Annotated in this window: 13 protein-coding genes; 3 read left to right on the top strand and 10 right to left on the bottom strand. The window is 63.1% G+C overall.

Going from position 1 to position 15,937, the window contains the following annotated elements; all coding sequences use genetic code 11:
* Positions 1 to 22 precede the first annotated feature (22 nt).
* On the bottom strand, positions 23 to 1,102 hold the full coding sequence (locus QEN71_RS31480) for an ABC transporter ATP-binding protein (RefSeq protein ID WP_201647057.1): 1,080 nt from the start codon (positions 1,100 to 1,102) through the stop codon (positions 23 to 25).
* Positions 1,099 to 2,121 carry an ABC transporter ATP-binding protein gene (locus tag QEN71_RS31475; RefSeq protein WP_201647056.1) on the bottom strand — a complete coding sequence of 341 codons (1,023 nt, stop codon included), beginning with the start codon at positions 2,119 to 2,121 and terminating at the stop codon, positions 1,099 to 1,101. Before QEN71_RS31475 ends, QEN71_RS31480 begins: the two co-directional genes overlap by 4 nt.
* A gap of 148 nt (positions 2,122 to 2,269) precedes the next feature.
* On the opposite strand from QEN71_RS31475, the gene QEN71_RS31470 reads away from it, so the two are divergent.
* On the top strand, positions 2,270 to 3,151 hold the full coding sequence (locus QEN71_RS31470; protein WP_201647055.1) for a LysR family transcriptional regulator: 882 nt from the start codon (positions 2,270 to 2,272) through the stop codon (positions 3,149 to 3,151).
* A gap of 14 nt (positions 3,152 to 3,165) precedes the next feature.
* Here the strand turns inward: QEN71_RS31470 and QEN71_RS31465 are convergent, their stop codons facing one another.
* From QEN71_RS31465 to QEN71_RS31450, 4 genes are all read right to left on the bottom strand, one after another.
* Positions 3,166 to 4,119, bottom strand: coding sequence for a diguanylate cyclase domain-containing protein (locus QEN71_RS31465; RefSeq protein ID WP_201647054.1), 954 nt, complete (start codon positions 4,117 to 4,119; stop codon positions 3,166 to 3,168).
* Complete coding sequence (locus QEN71_RS31460) at positions 4,113 to 8,114, bottom strand: response regulator (protein ID WP_233471617.1); 4,002 nt, start codon at positions 8,112 to 8,114, stop codon at positions 4,113 to 4,115. Before QEN71_RS31460 ends, QEN71_RS31465 begins: the two co-directional genes overlap by 7 nt.
* 249 nt (positions 8,115 to 8,363) lie before the next feature.
* Positions 8,364 to 8,666, bottom strand: a complete 303-nt coding sequence (locus tag QEN71_RS31455; protein ID WP_201647053.1) for a hypothetical protein — start codon at positions 8,664 to 8,666, stop codon at positions 8,364 to 8,366.
* A 110-nt stretch (positions 8,667 to 8,776) separates the two neighbouring features.
* A complete protein-coding gene (locus QEN71_RS31450; protein WP_377789409.1) occupies positions 8,777 to 10,090 on the bottom strand; it encodes an amino acid permease in 1,314 nt (437 codons plus the stop codon).
* 21 nt (positions 10,091 to 10,111) lie between these two features.
* Here QEN71_RS31450 and QEN71_RS31445 point away from each other — a divergent pair, with 21 nt between their 5' ends.
* Positions 10,112 to 10,264: a hypothetical protein gene (locus QEN71_RS31445; protein ID WP_223958533.1), complete on the top strand. Its 153-nt coding sequence runs from the start codon at positions 10,112 to 10,114 to the stop codon at positions 10,262 to 10,264.
* Positions 10,265 to 10,342: 78 nt separating this feature from the next.
* Here QEN71_RS31445 and QEN71_RS31440 read toward each other — a convergent pair whose 3' ends face one another.
* From QEN71_RS31440 to QEN71_RS31425, 4 genes are all read right to left on the bottom strand, one after another.
* The gene (locus QEN71_RS31440; RefSeq protein ID WP_201647051.1) at positions 10,343 to 10,900 is read right to left on the bottom strand and encodes a hypothetical protein; all 558 of its coding nucleotides are present in this window, start codon (positions 10,898 to 10,900) and stop codon (positions 10,343 to 10,345) included.
* A 27-nt stretch (positions 10,901 to 10,927) separates the two neighbouring features.
* Complete coding sequence (locus QEN71_RS31435) at positions 10,928 to 11,710, bottom strand: class II aldolase/adducin family protein (RefSeq protein ID WP_201647050.1); 783 nt, start codon at positions 11,708 to 11,710, stop codon at positions 10,928 to 10,930.
* A 79-nt stretch (positions 11,711 to 11,789) separates the two neighbouring features.
* A complete protein-coding gene (locus QEN71_RS31430; protein WP_201647049.1) occupies positions 11,790 to 12,722 on the bottom strand; it encodes an electron transfer flavoprotein subunit alpha/FixB family protein in 933 nt (310 codons plus the stop codon).
* Positions 12,723 to 12,736: 14 nt separating this feature from the next.
* A complete protein-coding gene (locus tag QEN71_RS31425; RefSeq protein ID WP_201647048.1) occupies positions 12,737 to 13,486 on the bottom strand; it encodes an electron transfer flavoprotein subunit beta/FixA family protein in 750 nt (249 codons plus the stop codon).
* A gap of 349 nt (positions 13,487 to 13,835) precedes the next feature.
* On the opposite strand from QEN71_RS31425, the gene QEN71_RS31420 reads away from it, so the two are divergent.
* Entirely contained in the window at positions 13,836 to 15,935 is a 2,100-nt protein-coding gene (locus QEN71_RS31420; protein ID WP_201647047.1) for a hydantoinase/oxoprolinase family protein, read from the top strand.
* Positions 15,936 to 15,937: the final 2 nt, after the last annotated feature.

The raw sequence follows: 15,937 nt of genomic DNA, 5'->3' as shown, positions 1-15,937 counted from the left end.
TCGGGTTGTCATCGGAATTGCGTTATCGGTTCGCCATCGTTGCCGCCTGCTTCTCGCGATACAGCGCGAGGCGCTCGTTCAGCTTCGCGCTGACGCTCGCGACGAGCGGCGCGCCGCTGCCCGCGTTCTGCACGTCGCGCCAGAAATGACAGGCCACCTGGCGTCCGCCCGGCAGCACTTCGGCGAGCGGGCGTTCCTGCGAACAGCGCGGCTTCGCGTGCGGACAGCGCGTGTGAAAGCGGCAGCCGGGCGGCGGCGCGGTCGGGCTCGGCAGATCGCCTTGCAACGCGGGCTTCGTGCGACGCTCGTGCGGACTGCTGGCGGGAATCGCGCGCAACAGCGCCTGCGTGTACGGATGCAGCGGCGTATCGAAGAGTTCGTCGACGGGCGCGAGTTCGACGATTTCGCCGAGGTACATCACGGCGACGCGATCGCTCATGTGCCGGATCACGGCGAGATCGTGCGCGACCATCACGAGCGTGAGCCCGAGTTCCGCCTTCAGCGATTCGAGCAGATTGATCACCTGCGCCTGCACGGAGACATCGAGCGCGGACACGGGCTCGTCGCCGACGATCAGCTTCGGCTCGCCCGCCAGCGCCCGCGCGATACCGATGCGCTGCCGCTGCCCGCCCGAGAACTCGTGCGGATAGCGTTCTGAATACGCCGGTTGCAAGCCGACCTTCGTCAAGAGTTGCGCGACTCGCTCGCGGCGTTCCGAAGCATTGCGCGCAAGCCCATGAAACGCGACCGGCTCGCCGATGATCTGCCCGACCGTCATGCCCGGATTGAGCGACGCGAACGGATCCTGAAAGATGATCTGCATCTCGCGGCGCAGTCGGCGCAGCTTCGCGCCTTGCCAGTGCGTGATGTCTTCGCCCTGATAGATCACGCGGCCTTGCGTCGCGTCGATCAGGCGCAGCAGCAGACGGCCGAGCGTCGACTTGCCGCAGCCCGATTCGCCGACGATCGCAAAGGTTTCGCCCGTCTGCACGGCGAACGAGACGTCGTTGACGGCGTGCACGGTCGGCGTGCGCGCGAACATCTGGCGCTCGCCGCCGAAGCGCTTGGTCAGCGCGCTCGCTTCGAGGATGTTCGGCGTCATGTCGTCACCTTCTGCTGCGCGGGTTGCACGAGCTGTTCGACGGGCGCGAGCCAGCAGGCGACGCGATGCTCGCCGGACAGCGTGCGCTCGGGCGGCGCCGCGTCGATGCAGCGTTGTTCCGCGAACGGACAGCGCGGCGCGAAACGGCAGCCGCGCGGCATCTGTTCGGGCGACGGCACCGAGCCGCGGATCGTCGCGAGCGCGCCTTCGCGCTTGCCGACGGACGGAATTGCGCCCATCAGGCCGATCGTGTACGGATGCTGCGGATCGTCGAACAGATCGGCGACCGTGCCGTATTCGACGATCCTGCCCGCGTACATCACGGCGACGTGATCCGCGACTTCGGCGACCACGCCGAGGTCGTGCGTGATCAGCAGCATCGCCGTGCCCGTTTCCGCCTGCAGCGTGCGCACGAGCGACAGCACTTGCGCCTGGATGGTCACGTCGAGCGCGGTGGTGGGTTCGTCGGCGATCAGCAGACGCGGGCTGTTGGCGAGCGCCATCGCGATCATCACGCGCTGACGCATGCCGCCCGACAGCTGATGCGGGAACGCGTCGAGCCGCGTTTCGGGTGCGGGAATATGGACGAGGCGCAGCATCTTCAGCGCTTCGTCGCGCGCCTGCGCGCGGTTCACGCCGCGATGCCGCCGGATGCTCTCGCCAATCTGCTCGCCGATCGTGTAGGCGGGATTGAGCGAGGTCATCGGCTCCTGGAAGATCATCGACATGCGGTTGCCGCGAATGTCGGCGAGTTCGCGCTCGGACAGCGCGAACAGATCCACGCCTTCGAAGTGCGCCGTGCCCGCGACGCGCCGCGCGGGCGGACTCGCGAGCAGCCCCATCAGCGCCAGCGACGTGACGCTCTTGCCGCAACCCGACTCGCCGACCATGCACAGGGTCTCGCCCGCATGCACGGGAAACGAGACGTTGTCGACGACGTTGGGGACATCGGGCGAGTTCGAAAACTTCAGCGAGAAGCCTCGTACATCGAGAACCGGCCGGCGTTCAGCACCCGTCATGCCTGGTGACTCCGCATTGCTTTGCTCGTCCTTTCATATCGTCATCTGACGATCATAATGGCGCGCTTCGTACAAAAAATATTAAACTTTCTTTTCGACGCTTAAGTTTTTCTCATGAGTCAATCGTGAGTTCGACCGGAACCTGCCCATGCCGACGCTACGCATGTTGAAGACCTTCAAGGCCGTTGCCCACACGGGCTCGTTCTCGGCCGCCGCCGATAAAGTCGCGTTGACGCAGGCGGCCGTCAGCCTGCAGATGCGCGGACTCGAAGAAGCGCTGGGGCGTCAGCTGTTCGACCGCCGTGGACGGCAGATCACGCTGACGCAGCATGGCCATACGATCTGGCCGAAGGTCGAGCAGATTCTCGATCTGCTCGCCGAGCTGGAAGCGAAGCCGACGGACGCGATGGAGGGGCCGGTGACGATCGGCGCGGTGGTGTCGGTGATCGGCGCGTTGTCGCTGGCCGTGGCGCGGCTCAAGGCGACGCATCCGCGGCTCGACGTGCGGCTGCTGTCGGCGCGCTCCGACGAACTGGCGAACATGGTGGAAGCGGGCGAAGTGGACGTCGCTGCGGTGGTCGCGCGCGCCGACGAGACGCTGCCCGACACGCTCAAATGGACAACCCTCTACACCGAACCGATGATGCTCGTCGTGAGCCGCGATGTCGCCGACAACGATCCGCAGCGCATTCTGCGCAGCCACGGCTTTTTGCGCTTCGACCGGCGTGTGCGTACGGGACAGGTGGTCGAGCAGGCGTTGCAGAAAGCGGGCTTGATGGTGAACGAGTATCTCGAACTGAATTCGATTGAAACGATCGTTGCTTTGGTGAGGGAGAAGGTCGGCGTTGCGGTGCTGCCGCTGCTGATACGCGGCAACTGGCTGAACGATCCGTTGCTGCGCGTGATTCCGATTTCGAGTCCGCCGACGCTGAGAACCGTCGGCATGGTGCAGCGGGCGTCGGATGACCGGAAGGCGTTGATGCGGGAGATCGTGGAGACGTTGCAGGCGATGCCGAGGGATAGGACGTAAAGCCGGACGCGCCCCTACCCCTCCATCATCCGCATCGCCGAAGCCACCCTTCCCCGCCCGGCATGCTTCGCCTCATAAAGCTGCTGGTCGGCGGATTCGACGAGTTCCGCGGGCCGGATATCAGTAGTCGGAATCAGCGTCGCCACACCCACTGAAATCGTCACGGTATCCGCACAGCCCGAATCCACATGTTCGAGCTTCAGCGCCCGCACGCCCTCCTCCATCTTCAACGCGATCCGCGTCGCCGATTCGAGCGGCGTGTTCGGCAGCAGGCACGCGAACTCTTCGCCGCCATATCGCCCGACCGTGTCGTACGGCCGGCGCAGCGTTTCCGTCAGACGCCTTGCAACGGTCTGCAGGCAGCGGTCGCCCGCCTGATGTCCGTAACGGTCGTTGTAGCGCTTGAAGTAATCGACATCGACCATCACCAGCGACAGCGGCGCCGATTCGCGCAGGCAATGCCGCCAGCTCGCGTCGAGATCTTCTTCGAACTTGCGCCGGTTGCCGACGCCCGTCAGCCCGTCGACGAGCGCAATCGAGCGCAGCACGTCGCCCTGCATTTTCAGCGAAAGATGCGCGCGCACCCGCGCCCGCACGATGGCCGGCTTGATCGGCTTCGTGATGAAATCCACCGCGCCGAGCGACAGTCCGTATTCCTCGTCGGCTTCATCCGTCTGCGCGGTGACGAAGATGATGGGAATCGTATGCGTCAGCGGATCGGCCTTCAGGCGGCGGCAGACTTCGTGTCCGTCCATGCCGTCCATCACGACGTCGAGCAGGATCAGATCGGGCAGTTCCTTGCGACACAGCTCGATGGTTTGCGCGCCGTTGGTCGCCATGAACACGTCGCAATCGTCCTTGAAAAGCGCGTGCAGCGCGCGGACGTTGACGGGCTGATCGTCGGCGATCAGCAGCTTCGGACGCAGCGCGAACGTGTGAGCCCAGTCGCCGGGGATGTGTTCTAGCATGTCAGTTGATCCAGCATCTCACGTGTACTTGCAGCCGCCGTGACGAAGTCCAGCGCTTCGATCTCGGCGAGCAGCCGGTCGAATCGCGGCTGCAGCCCGGACGGCACGTGCGGCGCGAGCGTTTCGGCGAGATCGAGCGCTTCCAGATTCGATGCCTCCAGACGTTCGAGCAGGCGACCAAGCCGCGCCCGATACTCTTCCGTTTCCAGCTGTTCGGCAGCGGCCGTCGCGTGCCCGTTCTGCCTGTTGCCGAACACGACGCGCAACTGCGCGACGCTGTCGATCAGCAATCGTTCGAGCCTGTCCACTTCGCCGGGCGTGACGGCCGCCTCGTTTTCATCCTCTGCGTGCAAGCGATGTTCGAGCGACGCCGCGAAATCCGCGAGCATCTTCGCGCCCATCGTTCCCGCGCTGCCCTTGATCGCATGCAGCAGCGCCGCGCTGCGTCCCTCGCCGTTCTGTTCCGCTTCTTCGCGCAGGTCGTCGAGATGCCGCTCCATCTCGTCGACGAACACGCCGAGCGCCTTGCGGATCAGATCCTCGCTGCCGCCAAAACGCCCGACGATCGATTCCTTCCGTTCGAGCAGATCGCTCGCTGGCGCTTCATCGGCGGCGCGCGCGTCCGTGGCGACAGGCAGCGCAATCGCGCCCGTCTGCGCGATCAATACGTCGACCAGATGCTTGACGTCGATCGGCTTGCCGACATGATCGTTCATGCCCGCCGCGAGACACGCATCGCGATCCGCACGCGTCGCGTTCGCCGTCATCGCGATGATCGGCAGCGCCGCGAAGCGGCCATGCGCACGGATCAGCCGCGTCGCTTCGAGCCCGTCGACGTCGGGCATCTGCATGTCCATCAGCACTGCGTCGAATACGCGCGTGCCCGTCAGCACTTTCTCGACGCCCTCCAGGCCGCTTTCGGCCAGCACCACATGCGCGCCTTCGCGGCTCAACAAACCGTCGGCCACTTCACGGTTGAGCGGATTGTCTTCGACCACGAGCAGCGTAAGTCCAGCCAGACGCCCTTCGCCCACGGGCGCGCGCGATGGACGTCGCGCGTGCGCGGTCTTTTGTCCCGTCAGCACGCGCTGTACGGTCTGCGCAAGCTGGCGCGGCGTGACGGGCTTCGTGACGAAGGCATCGAACGGCATGTCGTCGGATTCCTGCGCGGCCGCCAGCACTTCCTGGCCATACGCCGTAATCATCACGATGGCCGGCGCATTGCGGCGCTCACGCCATTCGTCGATCCGCCGCGCCGCCGACAGTCCATCGAGATCGGGCATGCGCCAGTCGAGCAGGATCACGTCGTACCCTTCGTGCTCTCGCTCGGCGGCGGCTGCGAGCTTCGCCGCCGAAATGCCGCCCGGCACCACGTCCGCTTCCCAGCCGAGCGCGCGCGCCGTGCGCGACAGCACTTCGCGGGCAATGCCGTTGTCGTCGGCGACGAGCACGCGCAAGCGGCGATCGAGCGGCAGATGCAGATCGAGATCGTCCGCATGTACGTCGGCGCTGACGCCGAGATTGATATCGAACCAGAAACGGCTGCCTTTGCCGAGTTCGCTCGCCACTTCGAGCTTGCCGCCCATCAGTTCGACGAGCCGCCGGCTGATCGCAAGACCGAGACCCGTGCCGCCGAAGCGACGCGTCGTCGACACTTCGGCCTGGCTGAAGCCTTCGAAAATCTGGCCGAGCTGCGCCTCGCTGATGCCGATGCCGCTGTCCGTTACCGCGATGCGCACGCGCACGCCCGAATCGAGCCGCGACAGCAGCGTGAAGCTGACGACGACCTGGCCTTTGATCGTGAACTTGAGCGCATTGCCCGCGAGATTCACGAGCACCTGCTGCAACCGCAAGCTGTCGCCGATCACGACGGACGGCAGGTCGGGGCTGATATCGAACAGTACTTCGACTTCCTTGTCGTACTGATTGCCCGACAGCACGACGCCGAGATCCTGCATCAGCGGCTCGATTTCGAATGTATGCGTGTCGAGCTGCAGTTTGCCCGCTTCGATCTTCGAATAATCGAGCACGTCGTTCAACAAGCCGAGCAGCGACTTCGCCGCCGTTTCCGCCTTGACGACATAGCCGCCCTGACGCTCGTTGAGTCCCGTCGATTGCACGAGATCCAGCATGCCGAGCACCGCGTTCAACGGCGTGCGGATTTCGTGGCTCATGTTGGCGAGGAACGCCGATTTCGCCTCGTTCGCCGCGTCGGCCTGCTGCTTGGCGTCGCGCAGCCGAAGCTCGATATTGCGTTGCTCGGTGACGTCGTGCGTCACGCCCGTCATGCCGACCGGATTGCCCGACGCGTCGCGCTGAACGGTAAAGGTGGTCTGGATATGACGGATTTCGCCGTCGGGCAGGCTGATCCGGTAGAGCGGCAAATGAATGTGCTTCGACGTCACTTCGCCGGCAAACGCGGCTTCCAGTGTTTCGACGGCGGCCGGGCGGTCTTCCTCATGCACGCGCGACAGCCAGTGCTCGAAATGCAAACCTTCGGCGGGCGTCGTCGTCATGCCGAAAATCTCGAACATGCGCGTGTTCCAGCGCAATGCGTCGTTCGTAAATTCCCACGACCAGATGCCGAGTTCCGCGATATCGGCCGCGAGCAGCAGCTGGTCGCGCGCCTCCGACAGCTCCGCGCGCTCGCGGATCTGCACGGACATGTCGGTGATCACGCACACGAAACGGCGCTCGCCGCCCATCACCATCGCCCCCGTCGACACATGCACGGGGAACACGCTGCCGTCCTTGCGCAAGCCCGCCAGCTCGCACTCGCTGACGATGTCGTGCCCGTCCGCCGCGCCGCGCTCGGCGAATTGCGACGCGTAGCGGTCGAACAGTTCGTGGACCGTGCCCGACACGAGCACGCGAACGTCCTTGCCGGCGATCTCCTCCTCGGCGTAACCGAACGCCTTCTCGCCCGCCGGGTTCAGCGACAGGATCACGCCCGAACGGTCGAGCGTGATGATGGGATTGACAGCCGTGTCGAGAATCGCGCGCCGCGTTTCGAGACTCGCGGCCAGCTTGCGCTCGACGCGCGTGCGCGCGTTGGCATTGCGCACCAGCCGCCAGCCGAACACCGCGAGCATCAGCACCAGCACCGTCGTGCCCGCCGCGTGCCACAACGTGTCCGACCACCACGGCGCGAGAATCTCGTCCTGCGCGAGCGCGGCCACGACGAACAACGGGTAGTGGCTCAGGCTGCGCTCACTGTTCAGGCGCGTGACACCGTCCTGCGCCGACTTCGACACGAAGCTCGCCGTTTCGCGCGACTTCTGGTGCACCTGGAACAGCATCGTATCGGCGACATTCTTGCCGACGAAGCGCGTTTCGTACGGACGGCGCACCACCATCACGCCGTTGTCGGCGACGAGCGCGACGGCGCCGTATCGGCCGATGTCGAGGCTGTCGTAGAAGCGCGTGAAGAAATCGATCTCGATGGTCGCGAGCACGACGCCGGCGAACTGGCCGTCCGGCCCATCGACGCGCCGCGATACGGGAACGATCCATTTGCCCGTCGCGCGGCTCTGGACGGGCATGCCGATATGCACGCCACGGTCGGCGTGCGTGCGGTGATAGACGAAATACTCGCGGTCGGCGTTGTTGAAAGTCTTGGCGAGCGCCGGTTGCGAATTTGCCAGCCAGTTGCCGTCGCGGTCGTACAGATAGAGCCCGTTCAATTGGGGCAATTCGGAGGCGCGCTGAATGAACAACCGATGCAGCCGTTCGAGCGCGGCGGCGCTCACGCCGTCATGTTCGACCCGTTCGACCGCGTCGACGAGCGTGGTGTCGGCCTGCCGGATGCTGTCGTCGGCGTGCTGCGCCATCGCGCGCGCGAGGTTGGCCGTCGCGACGGACATTTCTTCCATCTGGTCCTGACGCGACGCGACGCTGCGCCACGCGTCGCTGCCGATCAGCAGCGCGCACACGATGACGATGAACAGCGTCACCCGGATGGGAAGAGGTATCCGTCTGAAAATCCGACTGGCCAAGCGAAGTCTCCGACATGCTTACCGCATCAGTGGAAGGTGGCCTGTCAGCAAAATTTGCCGCCCGTCTTTGCGTAGCGAGCGCTGAAAAGCACTTGCAGCGAGTGTGGCAATTGTGGCGCATGCAAGGACAGTGCCTTAGGTCGAGACTACCTTGACTTTCCGGTTAACGACAACGGCCGTTCGTTCTTTAAATCGTTTGGCGGGTCAGTTAACCGAAAGGTGACGCAGCGGCGCGTCAAGCCTGCATCGTCAGCGGGGCGGGGAATCGTCGCCGGGCGAGTCCTTGTGGACCACCTCGACGTCGACGGTCCGGCCGTCGTCACCAAACGCGCCTGCCTGGCGGCGCAGCGCGCGAATCTTCCACCAGAGATAACCGGCGACGATCGTGCCCACCGCAAACAGCACGGCGAGCAGGATCACCGAAAGCATGGCGGCCCCCACGAGCACGATCGCGCCCACGATGACGGCCAGCAACCGGCCGAACCAGCCGGGGCCAACCTGCATCTGCTTGTCGGATGTCACGCGCCGAGGCGGCGGTCCGTCGTTCTGCATCGCTTGTCTCCTGGCCGCCATCGCGAATGCGGGCAGGCGGTCGTCGTCAGCTTGTGGATGTCGTTCCGACGATCGTGCGGTCACGATCGCCGGTAACCCGACTCACTATGCTAACTCGAACCGGACTTTCTGCGATTCTGGTGCAATCTGCCGACGTACGCGAGAAAGGCACTGAGCCCCAACGTAGCAACGACCTCGCCACGATGGGCATGACCGCTGACCATCACGGCAAACGCGCCCATGATCAGCGCAACCACGAAGAGCCCGAGGAATGGATGCAGCCACATGCGCACTTTCAGTTTCTGCTGTGCGTGAAGACGCGCGCGCAAGCGCAGTTGACTCACGGCGATCACCATGTACACGAGTAGCGCAATCGAACCGGTCGTCGACAGCAGCGCCTCGAACACGTAACTCGGGGCGAGATAGTTGGCCGCCACGCCGCCGAACGCGGCCAGCGTCGACGCCAGCACGGCGAACACCGGCACGCCAGCCCGGTTCGTGTACGTCATGACGGAGGGCGCCTGCCCGCGCGCGCCGAGCGAGAAGATCATCCGCGACGCCGTGTACAAGCCCGAGTTGAGGCAGCTGCATACGGCGACGAGAATCAGCAAATCGATCATCAGCTTCGCGTAGGGCACGTGCAAGGCCTGCAACACGGCCTGATACGAGCCGATCTGCGTCAGCGCAGGATCGTTCCACGGCAGAATCGAAATGATCACGGCAATGGAGCCGATGTAAAACAGCGAAATGCGCCAGACGACGGACGTAATGGCACGCGAGATTTCCCGCGCGGGATCCTTCGATTCGGCTGCGGCGATCGTCACCACTTCGGTGCCGAGAAACGTGAACATCGTCGTCAGCATCGCGCCCGCAATCGGCGCCCAGCCATTCGGCGCGAAGCCGCCGCGTCCGAACAGATTCGCCGATACATTCACGTGTACATGCGGAACAAATCCTGCGAGGGCCGCCGCGCCGCACGCGATAAAGATCACGATGGCCAATACCTTGACCACGGAGAACCAGAACTCGAGTTCGCCATAGTGTTTGACGCTTGCAAGATTCGCGACGGTCAGCAGACACGTGACGGCCAGACAGAACTTCCACAACTCGATCTGCGGAAACCAGCTGTTCAGGATGTTCGCCGCCGCCGTGGCTTCGATCGGCAAAACCAGCACCCAGAACCACCAGTACATCCATCCGATCATGAAGCCGGCCCACGGTCCGATCGCCTTGCCGGCATAGGTCGAGAACGAACCCGAGTCCGGCATCGCGCAGGCCATTTCTCCCAGCATGCGCATGACGAGCACGACGAGCAGACTGGCCAGCACGTAGGCGACGATCGCCGCCGGCCCTGCTTCTGCTATGGCATGTCCCGAGCCGACGAAAAGCCCCGCCCCGATGCTTCCGCCGATCGACAGCATCACGACGTGCCGCTGCTTCAGGCTATGAGCAAGCGCCTCCTTTCTCGCTGGCTCGGCGCGGGCTTCGCGATGTGGGTCGTCGGCGATTCCGTATGGCCCGATCTCCATGGTCCGAACGCCAACAGCTATCTCACCTCGCCCGTTTGCCTGCCGGGTATCGCGCATGTGTCCTCCTGATGTCCATGTCCATGACAGCAAGCGTCCTGGCTTGCCTTGCGGAATGCGTGAGTGAGCGTTGCACCGATCTTCGTCGTGTTACCCGTTCACCCCGCCCTTGCCGTCGACTGCTTCAAATCTGCAGTGGGCAAGTCCAACGCGTAGCAGTGTGTTCAAATGCCGGCATCGTCTGAGTGCCGCGTCGAAGCTGTATGACTCGCGGAACAGCGCCATCTGTATCGAGCGGGGCTTTGCGCACAGATGCGTGGCCAGAGAGTCGAGCGTCCACGGATACCATGGCAGTCCGAACATCGACTGCGTGAGCGCGAGTCCGAAGCCGCGCCCATGCGCCGAATAGGCCAGTGCGAGCCAACGCCAGTCGGGCACCGGCCGTTCCGCGCGAATCATCTGTTCGAGTTCCAGTCTGCCCGTGACTGCGCCTGTCTCATCCGGAATCATGCGAACGTCGAACATCTCTTCGAGTCCGATGCGCACTTCATCGCCCGAACGAAAGCGCGCTCCGCCATGCGTTTTCGACAGCAGATGAATGCCGCGTCCGGCGTGCCATCGAAGCGCGAAGGGGAAACGAAGCTCTCTGATTTCGACCCCGCGCGTCGCGACGAACCGATAAGCCAGCACGTCGGTTCGACCCGGCACATCAGATGCCGGCAACCCGTCCAATGATCAAACCTTGTAGTCGCCGCCATCGCGGTCGAGCAGCCGCAACAGCGCAGTCCATTCGCGGTCGAGATGCACGGTGTCGAGGTACGCGTAGTCGTCGTGCTGCTTTGCTGCGTGCTCGCAGACTTCGGGCGAAGGAATGACGACCTTCTGTCCCGCCGACAGCGTCGCGACCTGGATCTCGCAGGCCTTGTTCAGATAGAACATGCGGGTGAAGGCCTCGGCCACCGAGCGGCCCGTCGTGAGCAAACCGTGATTGCGCAGAATCAGATAGTCGCGCTTGCCGATCGACTTCACGATGCGTTCACGCTCGTCGAGTTCCAGCGAAATGCCTTCGTATTCGTGATACGCGACACGGTTGTAAAACTGCATACTGATCTGGTTCAGCGGCAACAGGCCGCACTCCATCGCGGCGACGGCCATCCCGTAGGTGGTGTGAAGATGCACGACGCACTCAACATCGTGGCGCGCCTGATGCAACGCGCTATGAATCGTGAAGCCGGCTGCATTCACTTCGAACCGCTCGTCGCCGATCGGGTTGCCGTTCACGTCGATCTTCACCAGCGACGACGCCGTGATTTCGTCGAAGAACCAGCCGTGCGGATTGATCAGAAACTGGTCGTTTGTGCCGGGCACACGCGCCGAGATATGCGTATAGATCAGGTCGGTGAGTTCGAACTTTGCCGCCAGCCGGTAGGCTGCGGCAAGCTGGACGCGCGTGTCCCATTCGGCTTGCGAAATGTTGCGAGGTTTGCGGTTGACGTGCGGATCGGTGGTGGAAATCATGCTGAATGCTCTCCGGATTCAATGGTATCGATGCGCTCGATCGGCACACCGGTTGAATAAAAAGTAATGGAGCAAGGGGCTAAATTTCGGCGGTCATCGCGGGGACCGTTTCGAACAGATCGCCGACAAGGCCGTAATCCGCGACGCTGAAGATCGGCGCTTCTTCGTCCTTGTTGATCGCAACGATCACCTTCGAGTCCTTCATGCCCGCGAGGTGCTGGATCGCGCCCGAGATGCCGACCGCGATGTACAGCTGCGGCGCGACGATTTTGCCCGTCTGACCCACCTGATAGTCGTTCGGCGCATAGCCGGCATCGACGGCTGCGCGCGATGCGCCCATCGCCGCGCCGAGTTTGTCGGCCAGAGGTTCAAGCACCTTTGTGTAGTTCTCGCCGCTGCCGAGACCTCTTCCGCCCGACACGATGATGTTCGCGCTCGTCAGTTCCGGACGGTCGAGTTTCGTCACTTCGCGGCTCACGAACTGAGAGATGCCTGCATCAGCCGCCGCTTCGATCGTCTCGACCGATGCGCTGCCGCCTTCCGCTGCAACGGGATCGAAGCCCGTTGAGCGAACGGTGATGACCTTGATCGCATCATGCGATTGAACCGTGGCGATTGCGTTGCCCGCGTAAATCGGCCGCTCGAATGTGTCGGCGCTGACCACGGCCGTGATTTCGCTGATCTGCGCGACGTCGAGCTTCGCGGCGATGCGCGGCGCGATGTTCTTGCCGTAAGCCGTGGCGGGCGCAAAGATATGCGAGTAGTTCTTCGCGATGGTCAGCACCGTCGCTTCGATGTTTTCCGCGAGACCTTGGGCCAGTTGCGGTGCGTCAGCGAGCAGCACCTTTGCGACGCCTGCGACCTTCGCGGCGGAATCGGCAGCAGCCTCAGCGTTGTGGCCTGCAACGAGCACGTGAATGTCGCCGCCGATCTTCTGTGCAGCGGCCATCGTGTTCAACGTCCCTGCTTTGATCGAACCGTTGTCGTGTTCGGCAATTACCAGAATCGTCATTTCATCCTCTCGCGTCACAAGACCTTGGCTTCCGTCTTGAGCTTCTCGACCAGTGTTTTCACGTCGGCTACCTTCACGCCGGCCGAACGCTTCGGCGGCTCGCTGACTTTCAGCGTCTTCAGACGCGGCGTGACATCGACGCCCAGGTCTTCCGGCTTCACGGTTTCGAGCGGCTTCTTCTTTGCCTTCATGATGTTCGGCAGCGTCACGTAGCGCGGCTCGTTCAGGCGCAGATCGGTCGTGACGACGGCGGGCAGTTTCAGCGACAGCGTTTCAGCGCCGCCATCCACTTCGCGTGAGACAGTGGCGGTGCCTCCGGCAATAACCACTTTCGATGCAAACGTCGCTTGCGGTAAGCCAGCCAGCGCAGCCAGCATCTGGCCTGTCTGATTGCAGTCGTCATCGATGGCCTGCTTGCCAAGAATGACGAGAGAAGGCTGTTCCTTGTCGACCAGCGCCTTGAGCAGCTTCGCGACAGCCAGCGGCTGCAGGTCTTCGTTCGATTCGATCAGCACCGCGCGATCCGCGCCGATCGCCAGCGCCGTGCGCAGCGTTTCCTGACATTGCGTCACACCTGCCGACACGGCGATCACTTCCGTCGCCACGCCCGCTTCCTTCAGACGCACGGCTTCTTCGACGGCGATTTCATCGAATGGATTCATCGACATCTTCACGTTGGCGATATCGACACCCGATTGATCCGACTTCACGCGGACCTTCACGTTGTAGTCGACCACGCGTTTCACTGGCACCAAAACCTTCATTTTCGTTCCTTTGCCGTTGCGTCTTCAAAGCGACCAAAAATCTCGAAAAATCTTCACTTTCGCATAAACTTCCATCATCACCAGCCCGCTCCAGCGACCCTCGGCGCAGCCTCCCAGGCAACCTGGCAAAAACCCTTAAAGACCTTATAAAACAGGGCTGAACAAAGAAAATCGCAAGACCGGGAATGCTGAAAAAGGCGAAATTCATTTTGTTCGTGTTGACAGAACTGTAAGACGTCACTCATCATATGTCAACGAACAAAAAAACAGTGGTTTCCGAAGTTCGTCAACGGGATTTTTCGGCGGGCGGCAGTCGCCCGGCGCATGTCATGGTTTAAACAGGAGAGTCATGGTGGCCAGTCACGACAAGGCACGAGTAGGTGTCGATATCGGTGGAACCTTCACCGACGTTGCGCTCGAACTCGGTGGAGCGCTCTTTTCCACCAAGGTGCTGACGGATTACACGGCGCCCGAACGCGCCATCATCAAAGGCATCGGCATCGTTGCGGACAAGGCGGGTATCGCGCTGAAGGATATCGGCGTCATCATCCACGGCACCACGCTCGCAACCAACGCGCTCATCGAGCGGCGCGGCGCGAAGACGGCTTTCGTCACGACGCAAGGCTTTCGCGACACGATCGAAATGCGCACGGAAAACCGCTTCGAGCAATACGATCTGAACATCAAGCTCCCTCCTCCGCTAATCGAGCGCTGCGACCGCTTCACGCTCGGCGAGCGCGTCGATGCACAGGGCGGCATTCTGCTCGCGCCGACGGAAGCGCAAATCGAATCGATCGTCGATCGTATCGAGCAAGGCGGCTACGAGAGCGTCGCAATCGGTTTCATTCACGCGTACGTGAACGGCGTGCACGAACGCATGATGCGCGACGCGATCGAGAAGCGCCTGCCCAATGTGTCCGTGTCGATCTCCAGCGAAGTGTCGCCGCAGATCCGCGAGTTCGAGCGCTTCAATACGGTCTGCGCGAACGCCTATGTGCGACCCATCATGAAGTCCTATCTGGACCGGCTGCTCGGCAAGGTGCGCGAGGCGGGCGCTGTTTGTCCGCTGTTCATCATCCACTCGGGCGGCGGCATCGTCTCGATCGAAAGCGCTTCCGCGTTTCCCGTTCGCCTCGTCGAATCGGGCCCGGCAGGCGGCGCGATCTTCGCTGCGCACATCGCGGCGCGCTACGACCTGAACAGCGTGCTGTCGTTCGACATGGGCGGCACCACGGCCAAGATCTGCCTGATCGACGACCTCACGCCGAAAACGGCCAACACCTTCGAAGTCGCCCGCACGTATCGCTTCAAGAAAGGCAGCGGTATGCCGATTTCGATTCCCGTCGTGGAGATGGTTGAAATCGGCGCGGGCGGCGGCTCGATCGCTTCGCTCGACGTGATGCGCCAGATTCGCGTGGGCCCGCATAGCGCGGCGTCGGAGCCAGGTCCCGCGTGTTATCAGCGCGGCGGCACACAGCCGACCGTGACCGACGCCGACCTGCTGCTCGGTCGTCTCGATCCCGCGAATTTCGCAGGCGGCACGATCCAGCTTTCCACCGACAACGCTGCCAGCGCGATGGTCGCGGAAGTGGGCGGCGCAATCGATCTCAACGCCGAAGAAGCCGCCTACGGCGTGGCCGAAGTCGTCGACGAAAACATGAGCAATGCGGCGCGCGTGCATGCCGTCGAAAGCGGCAAGGACATCGGCGACTACACGATGATCACGTTCGGCGGCGCGGGTCCGCTGCACGCGGCGCGTCTGTGCGAGAAGAGCGGCATCCGCAAGTTCATCGTGCCGCCGGGCGCGGGTGTCGGTTCCGCTATCGGCTTTCTGCGCGCGCCGTTCGGTTATGAAAGCGTGCGCAGCGCGAGCATGCGCTTCAACGACTTCGACGCCGACGCACTGAACGAAATCGTCGGCCAGTTGAGCGAAGAAGCTGTGCACTTCGCGCGGCAAGGTTCAGGCGATGCCGAACCGCTCGTCGAGATCAAGGCGTTCATGCGCTATGTCGGCCAGGGCTGGGAAATCCCCGTGATGATTCCGCACCGCGGTTTCACCGCCGACGATCGCAGCACCTTCGCAGACGCATTCACGAAGGCTTACACGCAGTTCTTCGGTCGCCCCATCGACGGTCTCGACATCGAAATCGTCAGTTGGGCCGTCAAAGCAAGTTCGCCGATGCCGCCCGTCGAACGCCTGCAACTCGAGACGTCGCGTGATGCCGTAAGCGCTGCGAAGACCCGCAAGATTTTCGACGCCGCGTTGCATCGTTTCGTCGATGCGGCCATCGTCGAACGCGGCTCGCTGAAAGTGGGCGAATGCGTGACGGGCCCGGCGATCATCGTCGAGCCGGAAACGTCGACGCTCGTCACCTCGTCATTCGATGCGATGGTGCAGCCCGACGGGTGTCTCCTCGTCGTCGCCAAAGAACTGAACACCAGCCGTTAATC

This window comes from Paraburkholderia sabiae (genome assembly GCF_030412785.1).
In the GTDB taxonomy this organism is placed as follows: domain Bacteria; phylum Pseudomonadota; class Gammaproteobacteria; order Burkholderiales; family Burkholderiaceae; genus Paraburkholderia; species Paraburkholderia sabiae.
Note: the sequence above shows the minus strand (reverse complement) of the source record. Positions and strands in the feature narration are given on the sequence as shown.